22 protein-coding genes are annotated in these 26,102 nt (G+C 46.2%); 4 read left to right on the top strand and 18 right to left on the bottom strand.

Annotation, left to right across the window (positions count from 1 at the left end; all coding sequences use genetic code 11):
- The first annotated feature begins 29 nt into the window (after window positions 1–29).
- Entirely contained in the window at window positions 30–716 is a 687-nt protein-coding gene (locus VSQ61_RS00790) for a hypothetical protein (RefSeq protein WP_334342522.1), read from the top strand.
- On the top strand, window positions 713–1,645 hold the full coding sequence (locus VSQ61_RS00795) for a hypothetical protein (RefSeq protein WP_334342523.1): 933 nt from the start codon (window positions 713–715) through the stop codon (window positions 1,643–1,645). The genes VSQ61_RS00790 and VSQ61_RS00795 overlap by 4 nt, the downstream gene beginning before the upstream one ends.
- A 178-nt stretch (window positions 1,646–1,823) precedes the next feature.
- Here VSQ61_RS00795 and VSQ61_RS00800 read toward each other — a convergent pair whose 3' ends face one another.
- From VSQ61_RS00800 to leuB, 8 genes are all read right to left on the bottom strand, one after another.
- Window positions 1,824–2,273 carry a DUF6465 family protein gene (locus tag VSQ61_RS00800; protein WP_334342524.1) on the bottom strand — a complete coding sequence of 150 codons (450 nt, stop codon included), beginning with the start codon at window positions 2,271–2,273 and terminating at the stop codon, window positions 1,824–1,826.
- Window positions 2,274–2,651: 378 nt separating this feature from the next.
- Entirely contained in the window at window positions 2,652–3,887 is a 1,236-nt protein-coding gene (locus VSQ61_RS00805; RefSeq protein WP_334342525.1) for a DUF1015 domain-containing protein, read from the bottom strand.
- A complete protein-coding gene (locus VSQ61_RS00810; protein WP_334342526.1) occupies window positions 3,887–5,050 on the bottom strand; it encodes a phosphoglycerate dehydrogenase in 1,164 nt (387 codons plus the stop codon). The genes VSQ61_RS00805 and VSQ61_RS00810 overlap by 1 nt, the downstream gene beginning before the upstream one ends.
- Entirely contained in the window at window positions 5,043–6,128 is a 1,086-nt protein-coding gene (gene serC / locus VSQ61_RS00815) for a 3-phosphoserine/phosphohydroxythreonine transaminase (protein ID WP_334342527.1), read from the bottom strand. The genes VSQ61_RS00810 and serC overlap by 8 nt, the downstream gene beginning before the upstream one ends.
- 254 nt (window positions 6,129–6,382) lie before the next feature.
- Window positions 6,383–7,741 carry a L,D-transpeptidase family protein gene (locus tag VSQ61_RS00820; RefSeq protein WP_334342528.1) on the bottom strand — a complete coding sequence of 453 codons (1,359 nt, stop codon included), beginning with the start codon at window positions 7,739–7,741 and terminating at the stop codon, window positions 6,383–6,385.
- 323 nt (window positions 7,742–8,064) lie between these two features.
- A complete protein-coding gene (ilvB, locus tag VSQ61_RS00825) occupies window positions 8,065–9,750 on the bottom strand; it encodes a biosynthetic-type acetolactate synthase large subunit (RefSeq protein WP_334342529.1) in 1,686 nt (561 codons plus the stop codon).
- Between the two features lie 125 nt (window positions 9,751–9,875).
- Window positions 9,876–11,540: a dihydroxy-acid dehydratase gene (gene ilvD / locus VSQ61_RS00830; protein ID WP_334342530.1), complete on the bottom strand. Its 1,665-nt coding sequence runs from the start codon at window positions 11,538–11,540 to the stop codon at window positions 9,876–9,878.
- Window positions 11,541–11,782: 242 nt separating this feature from the next.
- Entirely contained in the window at window positions 11,783–12,871 is a 1,089-nt protein-coding gene (gene leuB / locus VSQ61_RS00835) for a 3-isopropylmalate dehydrogenase (RefSeq protein ID WP_334342531.1), read from the bottom strand.
- A gap of 203 nt (window positions 12,872–13,074) precedes the next feature.
- Between leuB and VSQ61_RS00840 the strand changes: the two genes are divergently transcribed.
- Window positions 13,075–13,890: a delta-lactam-biosynthetic de-N-acetylase gene (locus VSQ61_RS00840; protein ID WP_350340114.1), complete on the top strand. Its 816-nt coding sequence runs from the start codon at window positions 13,075–13,077 to the stop codon at window positions 13,888–13,890.
- 119 nt (window positions 13,891–14,009) lie between these two features.
- On the opposite strand, the gene VSQ61_RS00845 is transcribed toward VSQ61_RS00840, so the two are convergent.
- From VSQ61_RS00845 to VSQ61_RS00885, 9 genes are all read right to left on the bottom strand, one after another.
- A complete protein-coding gene (locus VSQ61_RS00845; RefSeq protein ID WP_334342532.1) occupies window positions 14,010–14,342 on the bottom strand; it encodes a type II toxin-antitoxin system RelE/ParE family toxin in 333 nt (110 codons plus the stop codon).
- On the bottom strand, window positions 14,332–14,589 hold the full coding sequence (locus tag VSQ61_RS00850; protein WP_334342533.1) for a type II toxin-antitoxin system prevent-host-death family antitoxin: 258 nt from the start codon (window positions 14,587–14,589) through the stop codon (window positions 14,332–14,334). Before VSQ61_RS00850 ends, VSQ61_RS00845 begins: the two co-directional genes overlap by 11 nt.
- Window positions 14,590–14,790: 201 nt before the next feature.
- A complete protein-coding gene (gene tpiA / locus VSQ61_RS00855) occupies window positions 14,791–15,540 on the bottom strand; it encodes a triose-phosphate isomerase (protein ID WP_160567597.1) in 750 nt (249 codons plus the stop codon).
- Between the two features lie 208 nt (window positions 15,541–15,748).
- Window positions 15,749–16,975 carry a phosphoglycerate kinase gene (locus VSQ61_RS00860; protein WP_334342534.1) on the bottom strand — a complete coding sequence of 409 codons (1,227 nt, stop codon included), beginning with the start codon at window positions 16,973–16,975 and terminating at the stop codon, window positions 15,749–15,751.
- A gap of 175 nt (window positions 16,976–17,150) precedes the next feature.
- Window positions 17,151–18,164, bottom strand: a complete 1,014-nt coding sequence (gene gap / locus VSQ61_RS00865) for a type I glyceraldehyde-3-phosphate dehydrogenase (RefSeq protein ID WP_334342535.1) — start codon at window positions 18,162–18,164, stop codon at window positions 17,151–17,153.
- Between the two features lie 397 nt (window positions 18,165–18,561).
- Window positions 18,562–19,218, bottom strand: a complete 657-nt coding sequence (locus tag VSQ61_RS00870) for a zinc-ribbon domain-containing protein (RefSeq protein WP_334342536.1) — start codon at window positions 19,216–19,218, stop codon at window positions 18,562–18,564.
- Between the two features lie 82 nt (window positions 19,219–19,300).
- Window positions 19,301–19,852, bottom strand: a complete 552-nt coding sequence (locus tag VSQ61_RS00875) for a double zinc ribbon domain-containing protein (protein ID WP_334342537.1) — start codon at window positions 19,850–19,852, stop codon at window positions 19,301–19,303.
- Window positions 19,842–21,224 (bottom strand): hypothetical protein, encoded by a 1,383-nt coding sequence (locus VSQ61_RS00880; protein ID WP_334342538.1) that lies wholly within the window; start codon window positions 21,222–21,224, stop codon window positions 19,842–19,844. Before VSQ61_RS00880 ends, VSQ61_RS00875 begins: the two co-directional genes overlap by 11 nt.
- On the bottom strand, window positions 21,221–23,059 hold the full coding sequence (locus VSQ61_RS00885; protein WP_334342539.1) for a GTPase domain-containing protein: 1,839 nt from the start codon (window positions 23,057–23,059) through the stop codon (window positions 21,221–21,223). Before VSQ61_RS00885 ends, VSQ61_RS00880 begins: the two co-directional genes overlap by 4 nt.
- A gap of 179 nt (window positions 23,060–23,238) precedes the next feature.
- On the opposite strand from VSQ61_RS00885, the gene VSQ61_RS00890 reads away from it, so the two are divergent.
- On the top strand, window positions 23,239–24,045 hold the full coding sequence (locus tag VSQ61_RS00890; protein ID WP_334342540.1) for a histidinol-phosphatase HisJ family protein: 807 nt from the start codon (window positions 23,239–23,241) through the stop codon (window positions 24,043–24,045).
- 150 nt (window positions 24,046–24,195) lie between these two features.
- Here the strand turns inward: VSQ61_RS00890 and VSQ61_RS00895 are convergent, their stop codons facing one another.
- The gene (locus VSQ61_RS00895; protein WP_334342541.1) at window positions 24,196–25,890 is read right to left on the bottom strand and encodes an AAA family ATPase; all 1,695 of its coding nucleotides are present in this window, start codon (window positions 25,888–25,890) and stop codon (window positions 24,196–24,198) included.
- Between the last annotated feature and the right edge of the window lie 212 nt (window positions 25,891–26,102).

The following is a 26,102-nucleotide window of genomic DNA, read 5'->3' on the forward strand; positions in this document are numbered from 1 at the left end:
AATCATTATTCACTGAGGAGGAGCATATAATGGGGAAAAAAAATTACGCTATCGCATATCTTTACGGATACGGAAAATACGCCTATAATTCTGGCGGTTATGGCAGTCCATATTATTCTTTTGATTGTAATTCCTCCATCTATTTCCACGATCTGAATTCTTATATACCAGTTGAGCCAGCATTTCAAAAGATACAAATTACCCAAAATAATTCCTCCGGATATTACTCGCACAAGGTTAACGTTCCTTTATATCTTGTAGAAGAGGATGGTATATGGCGGGAATACTTTACTGGAACCACAATAAAATTTTATGATTTTTCTTCGAAAGGAAATAATGGGATCATAAGAGAACTGGTTTTTGGTAATAGCAGCGGCGGTACTCTTACCTATACAGAGCCAAAAAACTTTGCAAACGAAATTTCAAAATATTCTAAAGAGCAGATTAGAGATATGGCTAATCAGTTCCTACGACTGTGCAATGATGCCGTTGCATGGAGCAGAAGTTATGATAGAGTGCCTGAAAAGCACAGACAGATGGAATTGAAAAAAGAGCAAGAAAACATATTAGCGTCTGAGGCCCTTGAACGTGGCATCGGCCAATATTCCAATTTCTCATTGGCCAACAAAAACTCTCAGGCAAAAACCGGTGGGTGTTTGACCCAAATACTTATGGTTCTGATGTTAATTCTTTCTATTTGGTGGATACTCCAATGATCCAAATAGAAGAAATCTGCTCTGAAAAACTGCATGAGATGGAAAAATATGAGTTGTTATCAAGGGAAGAAAATGCCTATACCTCATTATTTAAGACAACGCATGGCACGGTTATCAAGCTTTATCATGGCTGCCTTACGGATCACGAAGCAGTAGCCCGTGATCGGGAAACCTTATACAGCCTTGTCCAAAGCAACTGCCATTTTCCGAAACAGTTTATCATGCCAATGCGTATTTATACATTTGATAAAAAAATTGTTGGATACGAAATGCCCTTTTGTGAAGGTAAAGTACTGTCTGAAGCATTAAAATTTGCTGGTATTGCGGATGCAGTACGATGGTTTTCTCAAATATATGAAGATATCCTGTGGCTAAGCACTTTACACCCCTCCTTCTCCTTTGCTGATTTGCATGAGGAAAATATTTTTATAAACACAAAAGGAGAGCTTTTTCATTGTGATATTGATGGTTGGCGTTCTCAGTCCGGATGCGGGAAACGCTCTCGCTATCTAAGTATGTCACAAGACCTGTATGAAAATCACCCCCGAAAGTATAAACAGGAACAGAATAGAAACTATTTTCTCACAGATCGCAATTCTGACATCTATTGCCTAAACATTATGGTAATGAATTATTTGATGAAAAACGGACAGTGGTTTGTGAATTTGCAAAATAATGATGCTTTCTTGTATCTTGATTACCTGGAAACAGCAGGTCTGCCAAAGGGTATTGTGCAAATGATAAACACGCTCTTTGAACCCACGGATAATTTTTTTAGCACTCAGGCTATGAAAAACTTACCGAACGACATAACGTGTTTTTCCTATGAGAGCTATTTTTCTTCAACCGAGCGATTTTCCAGCAATGCTCAAGCTTTGGACTACTTGGATAAATTTGCATTCAAATGGAACAATCATGCCTATTCGTAATAGTTACACCCTTTTAGCCAGGCCGTGGTAATACCGCATGAACCGATTTCTTTTTCAGTCAATGCCTGGATAAAGTGTTTTTCACCAGCAAGATTAGAGCCACCCTCGCCACACATTGAAAAAACGCCCCGCACCAGATAGTGCGGAACGTTTTTGTTATCTTCCCTATTGCTTTTACTTACAGTTCAAGCTTGCCATTCACCTTGCCATTGATTACGTAATAAGCAGCCATATCCTCCGGCTTTACGTAAAGCTCCAGGCTCTTAATGGAAGATGCTCTGTGACCCTCGGCTGCCCAGGCAGCTTTTACCTGCTCTACCAGCTCCTCAGTCTTAACTTCCTTTCCTGCAAACTGAATATATACGTTCTGGCTTACTGCCTCTTTTGCTGTCTTCACTGTCTTAGTCGTCTTGGCGGTAGTCTTTGCGGCAGCTTTCTTAGGTGCTGCCTCCTTCTTTACAGGAGCCTTTTCTTCCTTAACTGCTTCCTTTGCCGGTGCTGCCTTTACTGCTTCATCTTTTACCGGAGCTGTAGCTGTCTCCTTGGAAGCTTCTGCTGCTTTTGCCGGCTCAGTTGTCTTTACAGTCTCTGCTTTCTTCACTGTATCTGTTACTTTCTTAGCACTCATGATAATCCTCCCTTATGCTAACCGGATATTAAATAAATTCCTAATTTCACCGGAATTTATTATAGCCTGTTTTCCCTTTAAATTCAACGAAAGACGTAAAATTCTCCGTTTTTATTAGTTTTCTCCTTACTGGATTCTGCTTTTTGGGTATAATTCTTGCAAATCCTGATTTATGCTTTTATGCGGTAGATATTATGCCTAAAATACAAGGATTTTCCCGGAAAAACTGGAGATTTCATGCACTGCGCACACACATATTTATTAAAAGGAAAGCTAAGAAAAACCGCCGTAACAGCACTATTTAACGCTTTTTTGTCCGAAAAAGTGTATCCTGCAGGCAGATTTCCTCCGTCAAGATAGAATATCTAATGCAGCCTCTCAGGAAAGCTTATGTAAAAACAATCCGCTCCGCAGCTTTGGCTCAAACCAGGTGGATTTCGGCGGCATCAAAAGACCCGCATCCGCCACGGCAAACAGCTCTCCAATGGAAGTAGGATACATGGCAAAGGCAGCCTCCATATCCGTATGCACCCGGCGCTCCAGCTCTTCAAGCCCCCGAATGCCGCCCACAAAATCAATGCGCTTATCTGTTCTGGGATCTCCCACTCCGAGGACAGGCTCCAACAGCTCCCGCTGAAGGATTGACACATCCAGACCCTCCACCGGATCCTCGTTTTCGTACTCCGGCCGCAGGGTCAGAAGATACCACTGTTCGGAAAGGAACATGGCTATCTCCCCCTTCTTTTGGGGATGAGCCGCCTCTTTCAATGGCTCTGCCGTAAAGATCTCTTCCGCCTTTTTTAAAAATTCTTCAGGGGAAAGTCCGTTCAAATCCCGAACCACCCGGTTATAATCCATAATCATCAATTCATCATCCGGAAACAGCACACAAAGGAAATAATTGAATTCCTCTTCCCCTGTATAATCCGGATGCTCATCCCGGCGCTTCAGGCCCACGCGGACAGCCGATGCCGCCCTGTGATGGCCGTCCGCTATATAGACGGATTCCATTTTCCCAAAGGCTTCCTGAATACGCCCAATGACAGCTTCTTCCCGAATCTGCCAGCCTCTATGCCCAATGCCGTCCTCTGACACAAAGGAAAACAAAGGCTCACCCTTCTTACTCTCCTTAGCCAGCGTCTTAAGCTCCGGTTCATTCCGATATGCCAGAAAAATGGGGCCTGTCTGAGTATCGCACACATCCACATGGCGAAATCTGTCCTCTTCCTTTTCCCGTCTGGTATTCTCATGCTTCTTAATGCAGCCTTCCAGATAATCGTCAATGGAAGCGCATGCCACAATTCCCGTCTGACTTCGGCCATTCATAGTCAGCTCATACAGATAAAAGGAGGGAACATCATCCTGAATAAAATCTCCTCGTTCCTGCATTTCCTCCAGCAGTTCCTTGGCTTTCTGATAAACCTTCGGATCACAAGTGTCCACATCATCTGCCATCTGAGTCTCGGCCCGGTCAATCCGAAGAAAGGACAAGGGCTTTCCTTCCACAGCCTTCTTCGCTTCCCTGCGGCTGTATACATCATAGGGAAGGGCCGCAACAAGAGACTCTTTTCCCTCTGCCGGCCTGATTCCCTGAAAAGGTCGTATCTTCGCCATCAGCAGATCACCCGCACTTTCAATACGCCGTCTATGGCCTCCAGCTTGCGGATAAGCTCCGGGCTTGCCTGGCTCTCCAGGTCAAACATAGAATAAGCGTAATCCCCGCGGCTCTTATTGGTCATGTTGGCAATGTTATGGTTTTCCTCGCCCATCAGGTTGGTAAACTGGCTCAGCATATGCTTGATATTCTTATGGCAGATAGCTACACGGGCCGGATAAGCAGGTACTCCCATATCACAGTTGGGGTAATTTACCGAATTGCTGATATTTCCATGCTCCAGATAGCAGCGCAGCTCTTTTACCGCCATGCGGGCGCAGTTTTCCTCTGCTTCCTCCGTAGACGCTCCCAGGTGGGGAATCACTATGGTTCCCTTGGCGCCTGCCGTATTGGTATTTGGGAAGTCTGTCACATAGCGTTTTACCTTGCCCTGCTTTAAGGCCAGCACCATGGCATCCTCGTCCACCAGCAAATCACGGGCAAAATTGAGAACTACTACCCCATCCTTCATTTTGTTTATGGCCCCTTCATTGATCATCTTCTTTGTGCTGTCCATAAGGGGCACATGGATGGTTATGTAATCACATTCCCGGTAAATATCATCTACATTGGTAATGTGACGGATATTTCTGGACAGATTCCATGCCGCCTCCACAGATATATAAGGATCATACCCCATTACCTCCATGCCAAGATGAATGGCAGCATTGGCCACCTGGACGCCGATAGCCCCAAGGCCAATGATTCCCAGCTTTTTCCCTAAAATCTCACGGCCTGCGAACTGCTTCTTCTGCTTCTCGGAAAGCTGGGCAATCTCCTCATTCTGGCGCTCCGACTGCACCCAGTTCACGCCTCCGATAATATCACGGGATGCCAGAAGAAGTCCGGCCAGCACCAGCTCCTTTACGCCATTGGCATTGGCTCCCGGCGTGTTAAATACCACAACTCCCTGCTCCGCATATTTTCCCAGGGGAATGTTGTTAACCCCTGCTCCCGCCCGGGCAACGGCACATATATTTTCCGGCAGCTCCATGTCATGCATGGCAGCGCTTCGAACCAGGATAGCGTCTGCCTCATCCAGTTCCTCTACTTCCTTATATTCTCTGGTAAAGTGATTAAGGCCAAACTTGGCAATGGGATTCAGACATTTGTATTTATACATGGTGTTCCTCCTCAAATTTTTTCATAAACTCCACAAGAGCCCTGACGCCTTCCATAGGCATGGCATTGTAAATGCTGGCACGCATGCCGCCTACACTCCGGTGGCCTTTCAGATTCACAAAGCCGGCTTTTTCAGCCGCCTTCACAAATTCTCCGTCCAGTTCGTCATTGCCTGTTACGAAAGGCACGTTCATAAGAGACCGATCCGCTTTTCTGACCGTTCCCTTAAACAGCCGGCTCTCATCCAGGAAATTATAAAGAATCGCCGCTTTTTCCTCATTGCGGGCTTTCATAACCTCCAGGCCGCCCATCTTTTTCAGCCATTTAAATACCTTGCCGCACATGTAGATGCAGTAGGCATTGGGCGTGTTGTAAAGGGAGTTGGCATCCGCATGAATCTTATACTTCATATAGGTAGGCGTTCCCGGCAGGGTATCCTCGGTAATCAGGTCTTCCCGAATCACGGCAATTACCATACCGGCAGGACCAATATTCTTCTGTACGCCGCCGTAAAGCAGTCCGTACTTTGTCACATCCACCGGCTCGGAAAGGAAGCAGGAGGATACATCAGATACCAGGATCTTTCCCTTGGTATTGGGAAGAGTATGAAATTTCGTTCCGTAAATGGTATTGTTCTCGCAAATGTATACATAGTCCCCATCCGGGCTGATAGGAAGATCCGAGCAGTCCGGAATGTAGGAGAAGGTTTCATCCTCTGAGGATGCAATCTTGTTGACCTTTCCGTAAATAGCCGCTTCGTTAAAAGCCTTCTTCGCCCACTGACCGGTGACAATGTAATCTGCAACACGATTCTTCATAAGGTTCATGGGAATCATGGCAAATTGTAAATGGGCGCCGCCCTGGAGAAACAGCACCTTATAGTTATTTGGAATCCCCATCAGTTCTCGAAGATCCTGCTCTGCTTCATTTAAGATTCCTTCAAACACTTTGGAACGATGGGACATCTCCATTACGGACATTCCCGTTCCCTGATAATCCATCATCTCGGAAGCTGCTTCTTTAAGCACTTCCTCCGGCAGTACAGCCGGACCTGCGGAAAAATTGTACACACGCTTCATCTTTCATCCTCCTCATTTCAGTTCCGCAGACCTTAATCCGTACCCCTTACCTAGATGAATTTCCAGACGCAAAAAAGCCTGCGTCTGGAAATCCATCTGGATACTGTTTGAGGTCTGCTGTTAAAACCAATTCCAGTTCCGCAGACCTTAATCCGTACACCCCATATAGAAGAATTTCCGGCCACATAAAGATGTGTCCGCAAATCCTTCTGTGCACTGATTAAGGTCTGCTGTTTCCAGTTCGACTACTATTTTTAATAATACAAAATAACAGGCATCCCCTTCTCTGCATTCTCAAATATAATTTTCATATTAGCCGGCGGCGTGTTGACACAGCCATGGGAACCGTTTGTCATATAGATATTTCCGCCGAATTTAGCTCTCCAGCTGGCATCATGTATACCGTAATTTCCATAAAAAGGCATCCAGTACTTTACAGGCGTGGCATAATCGGCTCCACGCAGCACAGCATTACGGGCTTTATACTGTACGGATGCCACAATAGCAGGTGTCCGGCAGCCCCGGCTGATATTTCCCGTCACTACATCCGTATCCACCAGGAGCTGACCATTTTTGTAAAACCACATATGCTGGGCCCCCATATCCACTTCAATATAGGTATCTCCAATGTCATAATTGCTGCTCCACACATTGCCCCGATGTGAATAAGCCGGCTCCTTTGTAATGGTATCTCCCTGTTCAATATGGGCAAAAAGTGCCTCACTCTCAGCCTCCTGATCAATCTGCCAGCCGTAATTACCGCCCTTCACTGTGATAATACCCCGAAGGGTACTCCGAAAGTTCCGGGGCTTTTTGTAGGTATCTCTGCCCTCCGCCAGCTCCTGAACCCATTCTGCAACTGCCTCCGAATCCAGGGATGCCGTATATCCGTCCAGACGGATAAAACTGCTGACTGCCTTTTCATCCACCACTTCTGTTTCCGGACCAAACTCATAAGTAACCTTTGTTCCAAGCCAATTGTCAAGCTGCTTAGTGAGAGCTGTGATTTTCTCAGATTCCGCAGTAATCCCCGGTGCCTGGTAACAACCTGTCTCATCCAGATCAAGCTCTGGCAGCAGATTGGAGACGGCGCCTTTGATCTGTTCCTCAAGGTTCTTTACAACCACTCTGTTTCCCGGCTCCTCCGGATGAATCTCGTAACCATCTTCTGTCATTTCCACCCAGGCATTCCTGGGCGGATTACCGCTTTTTACCATTTTCAGTTCCCGGACTGCTGCCAGAAGCTGTTCTTCGTCAAAGGAAACGCCTGCTGTCACCTGATAAGAATCCGTCTGCCAGAACATCCTTGGCCACAAAAAACCGTTCTGAGCCCGTTTTGCCTGCCAGACCGCATCTGTCTCATAATAAGTTACGCCCAAATTTTCCGGCTCCACTTCCTCAACCTGCGCCTGACGCCCCTTAAGTACAAGCTTATATTCTTTCGCCTGCTGTAAGATCAGCTGGTTCACCTGATCGGTAGTCAGATAATTCACATTCATATTGTTAACGGAGGTTCCGGGGAAAAAATGATCCATATAATATATGGAAACTCCCGTATAGATCACCAGAACCGCAAATAGGCTCCAAACAAACCACCTGATCCGCTTCCGCATTATCATCAAACTCCCTGATTCATTGTTACTGTTTACACCTCAATGTCATTAAATTAAGCTCGAAAAGTATATGAAGGCTCCGGGCAAGAACCGCCACCCCTTAGCGGGGCGGCCCTCCTCCCCTATGCCGGTCATTTTTTGAAGCTTAACTTAATGACATTGGTTTACACCTATGATGTTCACAGTAACGAATCCGGCCTATTTAAAGTTGCCTTACGGCAAGAGGTCGGATTCCGCCTCCAGTACTGTATTGGACTGTGATCGTGTATTTACAAAATTATCCCCTGCAAGTACCCTATTCATGTATACTTGTGTGCTTTTTGTTATTTCACGGACTTTTCCAAATCCTCCGCATCAAAAGCTTCCTCAATGGGCGCTCCTGCTGCCACCATAGGAAATACCTTATCCTCGCAGTCAATGATGCAGTCAATCACCACGGGGCGTCCCAGAGACATAGCCTTCTCTAAAGCAGGCGCAACCTCTTCTCTCTTGGTTACACGCATTCCCACGGCCCCAAGCGCCTCCGCCAGCTTCACAAAATCCACCTGATCATTCAAAATAGTAGCGGAATAATGCTTATTATAGAACAAAGTCTGCCACTGATGAACCATTCCCAGTACATGATTGTTCAGTACCAGCTGTACAATGGGCACATTGTAGCGGGCCGCCGTAGCAATCTCATTCATATTCATGCGGAAGCAGCCGTCTCCTGCCACATTTACCACAATCTTATCCGGGCATCCAAGCTTAGCTCCGATGGAGGCCCCAAGGCCGTATCCCATGGTTCCAAGTCCTCCTGAGGTAAGGAAAGTTCTGGGTTCCTTGTACTTGTAGAACTGAGCCGCCCACATCTGATTCTGGCCTACCTCTGTGGTAATAATCGCATTTCCCTTTGTGATTCGATACAGCTCCTCCACCACGTAAGGACCTGTCAGACGGTTTTCCTCATATTTTAATGGATGCTTTTCTTTCAGTGCCTCAATCTGCTCGATCCACTCGGAATGCTCCTTCTCCTGGATTTGAGGCAGCAAGCGTGTTAAAACTTCCTTCACATCCCCGATAATACTTGCATCTACAATCACATTTTTATTGATTTCCGCCGGATCAATGTCAATCTGAAGAATTCTGGCCTTTCTTGCAAAACGGGTTGCGTCTCCCGTTACCCGATCACTGAATCGGGCGCCAATGGTAATCAAAAGGTCACACTGGGTCACGCCATAATTGGACGCCTTGGTTCCATGCATGCCGAGCATTCCCGTATACAAGGGATCCTCTCCCGGAAATGCGCCTTTTCCCATAAGGGAATCACAGACAGGCGCATTAAGCTTTCTTGCAAGCTTTGCTACCTCGGCAGATGCTCCTGAGAGCACGGCTCCGCCGCCCACAAAGATGAATGGTCTCTTTGCCTTCGCAATCATAGCTGCTGCCTGAGCTATATCCTCTTCCCGGATGGTATCTGTCTTACGCTCAACTTCCATGGGCTTCTGATATTCATATTCCGTCTTGTTTGCTGTTACATCCTTGGTTACATCAATCAGCACCGGGCCGGGCCGGCCGCTTCTTGCAATGTGAAAAGCTTTCCGAATAGCCGGCGCAAGCTCTTCCACATCCTTTATAATATAATTATGCTTTGTAACCGGCATGGTGATTCCGGCAATATCTACCTCCTGAAAGGAATCTCTTCCCAGCAGAGACCTTCCTACATTGGCCGTAATTGCTACCAAAGGAATAGAATCCATATAGGCCGTTGCAATTCCCGTAACCAGATTGGTAGCTCCCGGCCCGGAGGTTGCCATACATACGCCCACCTTTCCCGTCGCCCGGGCATAACCGTCCGCCCCATGGGATGCACCCTGCTCATGAGAGGTCAAAATATGGGTTATCTCGTCGCTGTGTTTATACAATTCATCATATACATTTAAAATTGCGCCTCCCGGATAGCCGAAAACCGTATCAACTCCCTGCTCCTTCAGACACTCGATGATAATCTCAGATCCTGTCAACTGCATGCTTTTTCTCCGTTCTTATATATAATCATTTTCAAAATCCGTACCCTGCGGATCCCCCCTGATACATGCCCGTTAAGGGCAGGCAGACTTCGTCTGTCAAGGTATAGAATTTATAATTGATTTTCCTATTTGATCTCTAATACCGCTCCCCGGTTTCCGGAGGTTACCATTTTCGCATAGCGGGCCAAATAGCCGGTAGTTACTCTGGGCTCTCTTGGCTGCCACTTTGCTTTTCTTGCTGCCATCTCCTCGTCAGATACCAAAACCTCCAGACGGTTATTGGGGATATCAATGCGAATTTTATCGCCTTCTTCCACCAATGCAATGGGGCCGCCTACGGCTGCTTCCGGAGATACATGTCCGATGGAAGCTCCTCTGGAGGCTCCGCTGAAACGTCCGTCCGTGATAAGTGCTACGGAAGCTCCCAGGCCCATGCCTGCAATGGCGGAGGTAGGATTCAGCATCTCACGCATACCCGGTCCGCCCTTGGGTCCCTCATACCGGATCACAACCACATCACCGGCTACGATCTTTCCGCTCTTGATGGCGTCAATAGCATCCTCTTCGCAGTCAAATACCCTTGCCGGGCCCTCATGGGTCATCATCTCAGGCACAACGGCGGAACGCTTTACCACGGCCGTATCGGGAGCCAGATTGCCCTTTAATACGGCGATTCCGCCAATTTCGCTGTAAGGATTGTCAATAGGCCGGATAACCTCCGGATTCCGGTTCTCACAGCCTGCGATATTTTCTCCCACTGTCTTTCCTGTTACAGTAATTAAGTCTGTATACAATAACTGCTTTTTATTCAATTCATTCATAACGGCATAGACGCCGCCCGCTTCATTCAGATCTTCCATATAAGTGGGGCCTGCCGGAGCCAGATGGCAGAGATTTGGTGTCTTGGCGCTCATCTCATTGGCTGCCTCCATGTTCAGATCCACGCCTGCCTCGTGAGCAATAGCAGGAAGATGAAGCATGCTGTTGGTGGAGCAGCCAAGTGCCATATCTACGGTCAGGGCATTTAAGAATGCTTTCTCAGTCATAATGTCACGGGGACGGATATTCCGGCGAAGCATCTCCATAACCTGCATTCCCGCATGCTTTGCCAGCTTAATGCGCTCGGAATAAACGGCGGGAATAGTTCCGTTTCCCTTAAGGCCCATACCAAGTGCCTCCGTGAGACAGTTCATGCTGTTAGCCGTGTACATACCGGAGCAGGAGCCGCAGGTAGGACATACCTTTTCCTCAAATTCCCGTACCTCCTCTGCCGTCATACTGCCTGCCGCATGAGCGCCTACTGCCTCAAACATGCTGGAAAGGCTGCGTTTCTGTCCCTTTACACGACCGGCAAGCATAGGGCCGCCGCTGACAAATACGGTAGGAACGTTGATTCTGGCTGCCGCCATCAAAAGCCCCGGTACGTTCTTATCACAGTTGGGAACCATGACCAGTGCGTCAAACTGGTGCGCCAGCGCCATACACTCGGTCGAATCGGCTATGAGATCTCTGGTTACCAGAGAATATTTCATTCCCACATGTCCCATGGCGATTCCGTCACAGACAGCAATGGCCGGGAATACGATTGGGGTTCCTCCGCCCATGGCCACGCCAAGCTTTACGGCCTCTACAATCTTGTCCAGATTCATATGGCCCGGTACAATCTCATTATAAGAGCTGACAATTCCTACCAATGGCCTGTCAAGCTCCTCCTGGGTCAGTCCCAGTGCATTAAATAAACTTCTGTGGGGTGCCTGCTGCATTCCCTTTGTTACTGCGTCGCTTTTCATATTTTCCACTCCTCCTATTTTAAGTTCCGCAGCATTCTTCCAGCACCTCTTATTTAGAACAATTCCCAGCCACTTAAAGCTGTGCCTGTAAATTGTTCTGGCACTGTTCAGAATGCTGCTGTTTTAAGTTCCGCAGCATTCTTCCAGTACCTCTTATTTAGAACAATTCCCAGCCACTTAAAGCTGTGTCTGTAAATTGTTCTGGCACTGTTCAGAATGCTGCTGTTTTAAGCTCCGTAATATTAGTTCCGTGCACGCTCTGCAATTAAATCGCCCATTTTCACAGTTCCTACCTTTGTACAGCCCTCTGACATGATATCTCCTGTCCGATAGCCCTCTTGAAGTACCTGCTTAACGGCTGCCTCTATAGCGTCTGCTTCTTTGTCCAGATCAAAGGTAAACCGAAGCATCATAGCTGCAGAAAGAATGGTTGCAATGGGGTTTGCCAAGTCCTGCCCGGCAATATCCGGCGCAGAGCCATGACTTGGCTCATATAAACCAAACTTGGTATCATTGAGGCTTGCACTTGAGAGCATTCCGATGGATCCTGTTACCATGCTTGCCTCATCGGAAAGAATATCGCCGAACATATTCTCCGTGAGAATCACGTCAAACTGGCCCGGATTCTTCACCAGCTGCATGGCACAGTTGTCTACCAGCATATGGGAAAGTTCAATATTCGGATAATCCTTTGCAACCTCCTCCACAACTTTTCTCCAAAGCCTGGAGGAATCCAGCACGTTTGCCTTGTCTACACTGCAGACCTTTTTTCTTCTCTTTCCTGCAATGTCAAAGGCTCTCTTTGCAATCCGGCGAATTTCTTCCACGTTATATGTAAGTGTATCAATGGCTGTCAGAACACCGTTAATCTCTTCTGTCTTACGCTCTCCAAAGTAAAGTCCGCCGGTCAGTTCACGCATAATCATCATATCGAAACCATCCCCGATAATCTCATCTCTTAAGGGGCAGGCTTTCTTTAATTCTCCATACAATACCGCCGGTCTCAGATTCGCAAACAATCCCAGGGACTTACGCAGTTTCAAAAGTCCTGCTTCCGGTCTCTTATCCGGCGGAAGCTGATACCAGGGGGAGGTTGCCGCATCTCCGCCGATGGAGCCCATCAAAACCGCATCCTTTGACTTTGCCGTCTCAATGGTTTCATCTGTCAGGGGAACCCCATGAACATCAATGGATGCTCCGCCCATCAAGAGATCCGTATATACCAGTTCATGTCCAAAACGCTCTCCTACGGTATCCAATGCTTTTCTTGCTTCTCTCACAATCTCCGGCCCGATTCCGTCGCCCGGAATCACTGCAATATCCAATCTCATTTTTCATCATCCCTTCTAAAAACGCCTATTGTTAATAATATAGAACAAAAATAGATTTTTTTCAACTGGAAGATCTTATTTTTCTTTAATTCTTTATTACTTTACAGCAAAAAAGAGCTGATTTGTCTCAAAAACACCCGGACCACGTCTGATTTTTCTAATTTCTTCATATATATAAAAAAACATCTTTTTGAGGAATAAACTTGAATAAAAATCTCAAAAACATCATCGGCACTGTTCTGCTGCTTACCCTCTCCTACTTTGGCGGCCAGGGAATTGCCCGGCTTCAAGGCTTGCCTGATTCCGGCACGCTTTTACCTGCCGGCAGCAGTGCCTCCGCCAACTGGGGCTTAAGCTTTCAGGAGGATGGAAAGGCACCTGTAGGCAACGCCACTCCTTCTTATTTAAAAGATTTTGACGCTTATTATGTGGAAGAAACGGAAGAGAAAAAGATTTATCTGACCTTTGACTGCGGTTTTGAAAATGGGAATACCCCCGCCATTTTGGATGCCTTGAAAAAGCACAATGCTCCCGCCGCCTTCTTTATTGTGGGAAATTATATGGAAACCAGCCCGGAGCTGGTAAAACGCATGGTAGATGAGGGGCATACGGTGGGAAACCACACTTACCACCATCCCGATATGTCTAAGATTGGAGATAAGGAAGCTTTCGGAAAGGAACTGGCGGATCTGGAAGCCCTCTACGAAGAGACCATCGGTCAGCCTATGACAAAGTACTACCGTCCCCCGCAGGGCATTTACAGCGAAAGCAATCTGAAAATGGCTCAGGAGCTTGGATATAAGACCTTTTTCTGGAGCCTGGCCTATGTAGACTGGTATCAGGATCAGCAGCCTACTCATGAGGAAGCATTTGCCAAGCTGATTCCCCGGATTCATCCCGGTGCGGTAGTGCTGTTACATAATACCTCTAAGACAAACGGGGAAATTCTGGATGAACTGCTGACGAAATGGGAGGAACTGGGGTACAGCTTCCATCCCTTAACTGAACTGGCTCAATAGATTAAATCAAATACCATTTCCCCAATTGCCAAAAAATGAGCCGTCCGTAATGAAGGGCGGCTCGTTTCAAGGCTGTATGATGATTACTGCTGATATTTTTGTTCCGTAAAGATGCTGATTTATAGATCCAGCTTTCTTAAAATCTCATCCATGTTCCTCCTGCCATAAACAATTCTAAGGATAAAAATATTTTTTTCTTCAAAATCCGGCTGATAATACATGATATAATTGCCTATTAGCTTCTTTCTTACTTTCGTATTTGACAAAAATTCATTGCTCACAGGAGCTCCGCTCTCCGGAAATGAACATGCTTCTTCGATAATCCTCTGCAATTCATCCAAAAAATCCGATGCTGCTTTTGAATTTGATAACTCCACAGCAATATACCCAACAATATCATCCAAGTCATCATTTGCTTTCTCTGTAAGTTGATACTTGAACTTAGATTCCATATCTGCTCCTTATATCATTGATTGCTGTATCTCCATCTATAGTCCGTCCCGCTTTTACATCTTCAAGGCCCTCCATAATTGTTTTAGCTTCATACATTTTCTGCATGGTTCTCTCATAATACTCAATATCCATAACAACCAATCGGCCATAACCATTCTTGGTTACATAGACCGGACCATTTTCTTCTGCGCAGCGGCGTTCCACCTCAACTGTATTCTTCAATTCTCTCATAGGAATAATCTGCATAAACTTATCTCCTTTCCTACTATTTCACATTAAATATTTGTGCATGTCAATATATCATAAGATGCTTTGTGTCTATATTATAACCTAAATTAAGCCACAGTTCAAGGTGACTTATAGTAATAAAAAATCACAAAAGGCTATTCAACAGGTAATTTTTACCCAAATTGAATAGCCTTTCATCTTATCACATTTAATTATATATTATTTGTAGTTGACGATCTTTCCAAAGTCCGGCTTGAGAGCTGCGCCGCCTACCAGACCGCCGTCGATGTCTGCCTGTGCAAACAGGTCTGCTGCGGTGTTGGCATTTACGGAGCCGCCATACTGGATGCGGATGGCCTCTGCGGTTGCCTCGTCGTAGATCTCAGCGATGCACTTACGGATGTCAGCGCATACCTCCTGAGCCTGCTCGGTGGTTGCAGTCTTTCCGGTTCCGATAGCCCAGATTGGCTCGTAAGCGATCACGGCTGTCTTAGCCTGCTCTGCGGTGATTCCAAGGAAGCCAACCTTTACCTGCTGACGGATAAAATCCATGGTTACGCCCTGCTCTCTCTGGGTCAGAGACTCGCCGCAGCACATAATAGGAGTAATGCCGTGCTCAAATGCCTTGTGCATCTTCTTGTTGATATCCTCGTTGGTCTCTCCAAAGTACTCTCTTCTCTCGGAATGTCCAAGGATAACATACTTTACGCCAACATCCGTGAGCATTGCCGGAGAAATCTCGCCTGTGTAAGCGCCCTTCTCCTCAAAGTACATGTTCTCGGCGCCTACCTGAATGTTGGAACCCTTTGCAGCTTCCATTACGGGAATAATGTCGATAGCCGGTACACAGAATACTACGTCTACCTCGTCATTTGCTACCAGAGGCTTTAAGGTATTTACCAGCTCTACTGCCTCGCTGGGTGTCATGTTCATTTTCCAGTTGCCGGCGATGATTTTCTTTCTTGCCATTGTTCTATTCTCCTTTTTGTCAGTTCTTATTCTATATTATTCACTCCCCAGTGCACCATTCGGGCTGTCACCCCGTTTCTCCCCAGTACACCATTCGGAAAATCAGAGATTTTCCTCATTGCCGGGCTGTCGCCCTATCAGAATAGGCTCTGACAGATTCGGCTGCCAGCAACCCATCTGTCATTTCCTATTCTGGCACTGCTCATAGCTATCGCACATCGTCTGCTGCTGCTACCCCCGGAAGCTCTTTGCCCTCCAGGAATTCCAAGGATGCACCGCCTCCTGTGGAAATGTGGCTCATCTTGTCAGCAAATCCTAACTGATTTACTGCTGCTGCGGAATCGCCGCCTCCAATGATGGTGGTTGCATCTGTCTCAGCCAGGGACTTGGCAACTGCGATGGTTCCCTTTGCCAGAATCGGGTTCTCAAATACGCCCATGGGACCATTCCATACAACGGTCTTAGCGGATTTCACTGCCTCTGCGTACAGCTCTGCAGTCTTGGTTCCGATATCCAGGCCCATCTTGTCAGCCGGAATTGCATTGGAATCTACAACGGAAACCTCTATCTCTGCATCAATGGGATTGGGGAACTCAGCGGCAATGGTAGTATCAACAGGCAGAAGCAGCTTCTTGCCAAGCTTCTCAGCCTTTGCAATCATTTCCTTGCAGTAGTCAAGCTTCTCATCATCTACAAGAGAGGTTCCGATCTCGCAGCCCTGTGCCTTTAAGAATGTGTAAGCCATTCCGCCGCCGATAATCAGGGTGTCGCACTTCTCAAGAAGATTTGCGATTACGTTCAGCTTATCTGCTACCTTTGCACCGCCTAAGATGGCCACGAAAGGTCTTACGGGGTTCTCTACTGCATTTCCAAGGAAATCAATCTCCTTCTGCATCAGATAGCCAACGGCGCACTCGCCGCCCTTTGCACGAACAACATCTGTCACACCTGCTACGGAAGCGTGTGCCCTGTGGGAGGAACCGAATGCGTCGCATACATATACATCACAGAGATCAGCCAGCTCTTTGGAGAAATCCTCGCCGTTCTTTGTCTCCTCTTTGCCACGGAAACGGGTATTCTGAAGAAGAACTACATCTCCCTCGTTCATAGCTGCTACGGCTGCAGTTGCAGCTTCGCCTGTTACATTGTAATCGGATACGAAGTTTACCGGCTTGCCAAGCTTCTCAGACAGTCTCTCTGCAACAGGTGCCAGAGACTCACCCTCGTTGGGGCCATTCTTTACTTTTCCTAAGTGAGAGCAAAGAATTACCTTTCCGCCGTCATCAATTAACTTCTGGATGGTGGGAAGAGCTGCTTTAATACGTGTCTCATCTGTGATCTTGCCATCCTTTAACGGTACGTTGAAGTCACATCTTACCAGTACACGTTTTCCCTTTACGTTGATATCATTGACTGATTTTTTATTTAATCCCATGTTGTCTGCCTCCTCTTTTCTTTTCAGTTGAGCAGAGAAGCGGCTTCTCCACTCATTTTGTACAAGCATCGGTATTGCAGCAACGCTTGTACTTACTTGGAAAAAGGGTCCGGTCCAAAGACCGGACCCTTTAAGGTCTTAATTATTGTACGCTTTTGTCTGCTATGCGGTCCGATTATGCTAACTCTGCGAAGTACTTAATTGTACGAACCATCTGAGAAACGTAGGAGTTCTCATTGTCATACCAAGAAACAACCTCTACCTGAGTCTTTCCATCGGGAAGCGGAGAAACCATGGTCTGAGTTGCATCGAACAGAGAACCGAATCTCATACCAACGATATCGCTGGATACGATCTCATCCTCGGTGTAGCCGTAGGACTCTGTGGTTGCTGCCTTCATAGCTGCGTTGATCTCTTCCTTGGTTACGCTCTTGTTAACAACTGCAAATAACAGAGTAGTGGAACCTGTGGGGGTCGGTACACGCTGTGCAGCGCCGATAAGCTTGCCGTTCAGCTCCGGAATAACCAGGCCGATTGCCTTTGCAGCGCCTGTGCTGTTGGGAACGATATTGATAGCTGCTGCACGGCTTCTTCTCAGGTCGCCCTTTCTCTGAGGTCCGTCCAGAGGCATCTGATCGCCTGTGTAAGCATGGATGGTGCACATAATTCCGGACTCGATGGGAGCCAGGTCATTAAGTGCCTTTGCCATAGGAGCCAGGCAGTTGGTTGTACAGGAAGCTGCGGAAATTACTGTATCCTCTTTCTTCAATGTCTCATGGTTTACATTGTAAACGATGGTGGGCAGGTCATTTCCGGCCGGAGCGGAGATAACAACCTTCTTAGCGCCTGCTGTGATGTGTGCGGAAGCTTTCTCCTTGGAGGTATAGAAGCCTGTACACTCCAGAACAACATCAACATCCAGATCTCCCCAGGGAAGCTCTGCTGCGTTAGCCTTTGCGTAGATCTTAATCTCTTTTCCGTCAACTACGATAGAATCTTCTGTTGCAGATACGGTATCTGCCAGAGCGTACTTACCCTGAGAAGAATCATATTTTAATAAGTGTGCAAGCATCTTGGGGCTTGTTAAATCGTTAATCGCAACTACCTCGTAGCCTTCTGCACCAAACATCTGTCTGAATGCAAGTCTTCCGATACGTCCGAAACCATTGATTGCTACTTTTACTGCCATTTTTCAATTCCTCCTAAAAATAAATTTTATTTATTTTTTTCCTGCGGACCCTCTTTTGGGGAAAAGCCCACAATCTGGTATTAATTGTACCGAATCCATGGAAAAATTTCAAGACCTAATTAAAATTTTATATTTCTCTTTTTGTACGGATTTGGGAGGGTATGCTTTGGATATCAGAAAAAGCAGGAAAATGATTTGAAAATTCAGTTATTTTCCTGCTTTCCAACTATAACATTTACTTTTTAAATATATTGGTTTATCCAACTGCCACACCTGATGCAAGGCAAAGCTTCCTCTTTGCATGTCACCTGTTTTTTATGTAACTATTACGTCCTGCTCCATGAAAGAAAAAATAGTTTGGCTTTTTCACATGTATTCCAAAATGTACTTCTCTATTTTACAGTCTGCGTAAATTTGGGTCCATAATAGCCTTATACATTGGTATCCCCATTGTTACTTTCAAACGGTAATAATAATTTGCATTCCGTCCAAGGATTGCCAGTCGGAAAATCAAATATAATACGCTTACTACCCATCCAACAACAGGAATTAAAAATACAAGTCCAACAGCAAAATCAAATAATGCCAAATCCCACATTCCTTTAAACAATGCCCAAAGCCACGTAAAAAGAGCCGCCACGAGATTGTATTTGTTATCCGGTTTCAGATTATATCCCGAGCCCGATTGTCCATTGTAATATTGCTGTCCATTATAATACGGCTGATTATAAGGCTGCATCTGGCAGGGCTGACCATTTGGAGACGCCTGATAAGGCTGAACATTCGGCTGACCCTGATAGGGCTGAGCATTTGGCTGGCCCTGGTAAGGCTGAGCATTTGGCTGGCCCTGGTAAGGCTGAGCATTTGGCTGGCCCTGGTAAGGCTGAGCATTTGGCTGGCCCTGATAGGGCTGAACATTTGGCTGGCCCTGATAAGGCTGCGAGGCCGCCGGCTGAGTATAGCCGCTTCCCTCCGCACCCTCTACTGGCGCTCCGCAATAACTGCACACCCTTGAATCATGGGGTATTTCTTTTCCACATTGACCACAAAACATATTTTTTTCCTCCTAAGTGATTTTTTTGTGTGAAATTTTATAATAATAAGTTTCTCTATGGAGCCGCTTTTAAAAAGGCTTTTTAATCCTCCACTTTCCTGCCGCATTCCATACACATAAACTGTCCTTCCGGTACTTTTGCGCCGCAAATACATTCCTTGTACCTTGCCTGCATGCCTGCATTCTCCGGCTGCTGTCCGCCGGTCTCCAAAAGCCCGCTGACGCTCTTCCCGCAATTAGGGCAAAATTTCAGCTCCTTTTTGATCTGATTCCCGCAGACGCAGGTAATCATTCCGTTATCTACCGGCTTCCCGCAGTTGGGACAGAAGCGCTCTTTTACCGATAAAGGCTGCCCGCAGGAACATGTACTGGCTCCCCTGCTCTGCAGCTCCCATCTCTGCTTTTCCGCCTCCAGTTCCGCTATTTCCTGCTCCAGTTCCTGCATTTTTTCAAAATGGACCTGAAGCTCCGGAAACTCCGCTTTCCCCTGTTTATATAGATCATAAACATCCATTCCGATAAATCCATAAACCTTGGAACGCTCCTTTTGTTTTTCCTCCAAAAGCTTTTTTATATTATTGCCGCCCGATATGCCGGAAAAGGGACTCGCAAGCTTTGACATATCAAACCCCATAATTCTTTTCCCCCTTTCTGATGCATTCCCAGTCTGAGCAGAGCCTTGCAAACGCCGCTTTTTGTGGATCTGCTTCTTTTTCATCTCCCAACAGTCCAAAAAGCAGATCGCCATACTGCTTTTCCATATAAACCGCCGTCAGCCGAAAGCTTTCCTCTACAGCCGCCGCCAATGTGCCCTTCTGCCGCCATTCCTCCAGGGATGCGTCCGCAAGCCTCCCTGCTTCCCGAATGAGCTGATTCCGGCAACGTTTATCCGCTCTCCTTGTCCAAAGCCAGTACAGCACAAGCAGTAAAATAAAAATGGGAAACCCGACCGTCAGCACCGCCATGCCTGCAGCTCCCATAAGAAGCTTCTTTCCCTCTTCCGCCGCTTCTTCTGCGGCTATTTCTGTAGCCTCCTTTGCCGCTTCTTCCGCAGTCTTTGCGGACTGATTTATGGTATCTATCAGATATTCTTCCAGGCCTTTGTCTGTGGATTCTTCCCCACGGGCTGCTGCTTCCTGTTCCTTGGCCGCTTCCTCTCTCATTTCCTGCTCTATGGCTGCCTGTTCTCTGGCCGCTTTTTTCTGTTCGCTTACCGTCTTGCCTGCTGCCCCAAGAACCGCTATCAGCAAAATCACCAGAAACGGAGCCCATTTCTTCTGCGACGCCTTTCCTTTTACATCTTTTGCGGCCTGCTCGATTTTCTCCTGAAGTCTCTTTGCATATTCGGTAATACTGCTTTCCCCTTTTTCCAGACTATCTCCATAGCCCTGCACATTCCTTATGAAAGTATCCTGATTTTCATAATAGGTTTTGTAAAATTTCTGCTGTGCTTCTCTGTCATAACCTGTGGAGGAAAAGAGTGTTTTCAACTGGTCAAAGACATTTTGATAATTCTGACTGCCTGCATTTATGTACTCCCTCTGAATATCATCTGCCTGCCGCCTAAACTTCTGTCCAATCCCCATAAAAATATTGAGGAACCGTTCTTTGTTCATTATCTCTTCATAATTCGCCGTTCCATTGCACAGTTCCCTCATGGATCGCTCCGCTTCCTGGATATAGGCTGCCGTTCCATTCAGATAATCCTTTTGAAGAGCCTCATTGGAACGCCTGCACCGTTCCATCATCTCTGCCGCTTTCTGCCGGACCTCCGTCTCAAGGCTGTCCGTTTCCTCGTCAAAGTCCGTCTGGCTTTTCACCTGCCTGAACAGTTCTTCCAGTTTCCGAATTATTTCCTGCCGTTCCTGCTCTGTCAATTCCCTTTCCAGAGCCTTTCTGCAATCTTCCATGGCATCCAGAAGCCTTGTCTTTACACGCTCCTCAGCTGCAAATTCTTCCATGCGCTCCAGCCACTTCAGAAGCTCCCTTTGTCTTTCCTCACTCATAACGCTAGCTCACGCCTCCTCTCCAGTTCTTTTATCTGCTGCAGCCAGACGTTTATGGCACTGAATTTATCCTCCAGTTTGGCAATATTGTTTCCTTCAATATTTACGGACATGCGAAACTCCGAAAATGACTTGTCCGCATTCTCGATTTCCATGCGGAACATATTCTCGATGGTCTCCAATATCTGCTCAGTCATGGATACTTTTGCCTTTGCTACCTCATTTTTAAATTCTGCTATAGCCTCTGCTGTCTTTTTCTCTAATTCCAACAGGGTATTGGCCGAAGCAAGCTTTTTGGCAATATGCCGGATCACCAGAGCACCCAGGACAAGTCCCACCACCGGCCAGAGAACTGCTCCTGCGGAGGTAAATACCGTGGCAAGGGCCCCTGCGCCCGCTTTCGCTCCTATGGCTGCTACTGCCGGGGCAAGAGCATGGGCCACAGCCATTCCCGCCACAGCTCCCCCGGCTGCTCCTGCAAGGCTTCCGGTCAGTTTTGCATTTCTTATGGCCTGTTCCTGTTCCGCCCTGGCTTTCCACAGCTTCATAAACAATTCCGTGGAAACATCATAAAGACTGTGGTAATAATCTTTTGTCACTTCCATATCTGCTGCAGCTTTATAGACCATGCTTTTCTTGCTATCTGCCATACTTCCATAAAACCTGTCCTTCAATGCAAGAATATTTTCCCGCTTGTTCAAATAACCTGTTGCTTCCTCAAATACATTCTCCAGTCCTGCCAGATATGTCTGAACGGTCATCTGGGTTTTCCGGTTCACGTTATCGGTCATCCGCTTTCGATATCCTTCGTTGATCAGATTCAGATAGTCTTCAAAATCCCTGCTGCCGTTGGGAAAACGCTCTTTTATTTTCTGAGGCTCCAGTTTGCTTATAACTTCTCTTTCATATGCTTCAATCTCCTTCTCGATCTCTCTTTTAAGAGCTATCTTCAAATCGTCGATTTTGATGCGGTTATTTACAATAAAGTTATCGATGGCGGTATTTATATTCTGCAAAATAGCTGCGTCGGATTCATACTGCTGCCTGCGGCGCTCAAAGGATTCCGACAACTGGCTCAGCATTTTCTTTAATTCGTTCAAATTTTCCTGCTGCCTTGTAAGGACGGGACTGCTGCCTATGATTTCCCCTGAAGCGTATTCCCGAACTGTCTTGAAGCTGTCCTCCCACTGAGTGGAGAGCCGGAAAACAGGGGCGTGAAGTCCTGCTTCCTCCATATACTGCCGGAGCTTGCTTTCCTGCCTTTCCAATGTATCCGGTTCCTCCAGATCACATTTCGTAAGTGCAAACACTACTTTTCTGGTTTCTACATTTTCCAGCAGATCCCACACGGCATAATCATTTACGCTGCGGACGTCAAACAGGACGAATACAACGCTGCTCTTATAAAGATAGTCCTTGATACATTCCTGTTCGCCGTCTTGTCCCATCTGTTCGACGCCCTGTGCGTCGATAATCTGAAGGCCTTCCAGTTTCTCGCTGTTTTTGAAAATGCGTGTGATATACTCATTTACACATATAGAGGCTTCGGAAACACCATAACGGTATTCCCGGATGCTCTTTGTGCTTTCAGGAATTTCCTTTTCAGACAATGTGGACTGAAAAAGGCTGTTGAGAAATGTGCTTTTTCCTACACCGCTGCTTCCGATTGTGACGAATAAAAAGGCTTCTGATACCTTATGCAGAAAATTATTTACAATCTCCTTTTCTTCCGAAGCATCGCTGTCTTTGATTGCCATATTAACATCTTTCAGAAGATTTTCCATAAGCTGCTTGTCTTTGTAATGAAACGCAAGCCGCCGTTCTGCTCCATCCATAATCTCTCCCCCTGCTCCCGTCGAATTCAGAAGCGTTTTTGTCTGTGTTCTTTAAAATTTCAAGCTCACGGAAATTATACCCCCCCCCGGTAAATAAATGTCAAGTTCTATCTTGCTATTTACCCCTTATTCCACTACTATTAATAAAGATATTCAATTAAATTCAGGAGACTTTAGATATGTTGAAAGCAGATTTTCATTTACATTCTTCTTTTTCCGGCGACAGTGATACGGTGCCGGAACGTATCGTTGAATCCGGGCTTCGAAAAGGGCTTTCCGCCATTTGCTTTACGGATCATTACGATGCGGATTATCCCTATGATGATGTGTGCTTTGAGTTGGATACGGTAGCTTATCTGAAAAAAATTGGGGAGCTTCGTTCTGCTTATGAGGGGCGGATTGAAATCGGAGCCGGGGTGGAGCTTGGACTGCAGCCCCGGCTTGGGGAACTTTACCGTTCTTATACAGAACGTTTTCCTTTTGATTTTGTGATTGGCTCTACCCATCTGGTGGATGGAAAGGATCCTTATTATGCTTCTTTCTGGGAAGGATGTACGCCCGGGAACGGGATTCTTAGATTTTTGGAAATTACTTTGGAGAATATGAAAGCTTTTGATGATTTTGATGTTTACGGGCATCTGGATTATATTGTGCGGTATGCGCCTTTGGAACCCCGGCAGTTTTGTTATGGGGATTACGGGGATTTGATGGATGAGATTTTGAGGTTTTTGATTTCCCATGGGAAGGGGATTGAGGTGAATACCGGAGGATATAAGGCAGGTCTTGGGTGTCCGAATCCCTGTCCGGAGGTTTTGCGGCGGTATCGGGAGCTGGGCGGAGAGATTGTGACTATGGGGTCGGATGCTCATAGGTTGGAATATGTGGGAAGTTTTATGGATGAGTCCCGGGAGGTTCTGCGGTCTTGCGGGTTTCGGTATTTTACTTTGTTTAAAGAGAGGAAAGCGGAGTTTGTAAGATTAGATTAAATTTGTGGGGTTTTTATACGGACGCCCCAGGACAGAAAATATTCTTCTCTCCATGCTCCGCTCAGAGAGCTAACACGCTTGGAGGGAAGAATATTTTCTGTCCTGGGGCTGGTTGTGGTAATGGTTAGCTTTATTCATAGAAGTTTTTTATTAAGCTTCTTTTCCGATCAGAACTTCTTTTCCGCAAAAAGCAAAGCCGTATTTGCGGATTGTTTCTTTTGGGATTCCTTTTGACAGGAGGATTGTTTCATATTTTCGTTCTTCTATCTGCCGTAATGCCGCTTTCACAGTGTCGGCCAGTTCTTTTTCTTCTTCTGTGTCCTGCACCTTGAATTCCAGAATGATTCCGTCATCCTCCTGCTTTGGCTCTAACATTACGTCATAACGGCCGAAGCCGCTCTCCCGGTTGGAGGTTACGGTATAGCGGTCGGCCAGTTCTACCAGAAGTCCCAGCACGAAGCCGTGATAGAAACGCTCTGGTTCCGTGGCTTCGGAGGGCTTGTTTCCGGTGTCAAAGGTACTGAATGTGGCCAATGCTACTTTATTCATGTAATAGTTCATGGTCTTCAAATCATCTGCCAAAAGCGCTTTGATGAATCCGTTGTATTCTCTTCTGCTCTTTCGGAACCATCCCCTTACCATGGTACAGAACATCTGTCTTACCTCACGGTTCGTAAGGGTCAGCTCATAATCCGGAGACTCGATTGATTCCCAATCTTCTTCGTAATGAAGCACTTTTAAGTATCCGCCGGCCAGAAGAAGGCTCCAGATTCCTTCCTCATTTTCTTCCAGCTCGTCATATACAATCTGTTCATCGATAGGTGTTATAATGGACTGGCCGGATATCAGTTCCTCAAATTCCTGCTTAATGTCTGCACTTCCCTCACGAATCAGCTTTCCTACGAGACTGTTGGAACTGGAGTTAGCCCAATATGCCGCTGCTTTCTTTTTATCCAAATAGTTCAAAATAGACCAAGGATTATAGATATCTGTCTTATTTCCAAAAGTAAATCCATCGTACCAGTTTTTTACCTCCTGCTTTCTGTCTGATATTTCAAATTCATCCAGTGCTGTAAAAACTTCTTTCTCTGTAAAGCCGAAAATATCCGCATACTTTTCAGAAGTCGTCGTCACCACCTCCAAATTATTCAAATCAGAAAAGATGGACTCCCTGCTAACCCGTGTAATACCCGTCATAATGGCTCGCTCCAAGTAGGGATTTGTTTTAAAAGTTGAGTTAAACAAGCTTCTGGTAAAAGAAACTATCTCTTCCCAATATCCATTTACATAAGCCTCCTGCATGGGGGTATCATATTCGTCCAGAAGAATAAGCACTTTTTTTCCATAATAACGTGAAAGATACAAAGACAGCTGGTGAAGGGCAAGGGTCGCCTCCACATCTCCCATGTCTGCTGTTACGGATTCAAAAAACTTCTTTTCTTTTTCATTCAGGTGATCACCCTCCAGAAGAAAATCGTACTGGGAATACAGATTGGATAATATCTGGCAAATCTTCCTGCGTGTGGTTTCGTAATTATTATCTTTTATACAGGCAAAAGACAGACTGATAACCGGATAAGTGCCTTGAAGCTTCCGGTATTTTTCCTCTTTCCAGACGGCAAGGTTCTCAAACAGATCTTCTCTTCCTGCATATTTTAAGGAAAAGAACTGTTCGGTCATACTCATATTTAAGGTTTTCCCAAATCTCCTTGGGCGGGCTATAAGGGTTACACTGTCCCCTTCCTCCCACCATTCCTTGATAAACAGCGTCTTATCAATATAAAAATACCCTTCCCGCCGGATTGTCTCAAAATCCTGGCATCCGATGCTTATGGTTCTTGCCACGGCTTCACACCTCCCCGTTACTTTCTATTTTCTATTATCTTAGCACATCCCTTGTAATTTACAAAGAAATTTCCAGTCGATTTTAATTGGTTTTTACATTGTAACTCTGAAGGTACTGAGCAGTTGCAAAAATATAATTAATGCAGGCATCCGATCTATCGTCAAACGATTTTAATCTTTGGATGCCTGCAGCATTTCCGCCTTCTGAGCGG

Origin of the sequence: Candidatus Merdisoma sp. JLR.KK006, from assembly GCF_036941035.1 — a bacterium.
Lineage (GTDB): Bacteria > Bacillota > Clostridia > Lachnospirales > Lachnospiraceae > Laedolimicola.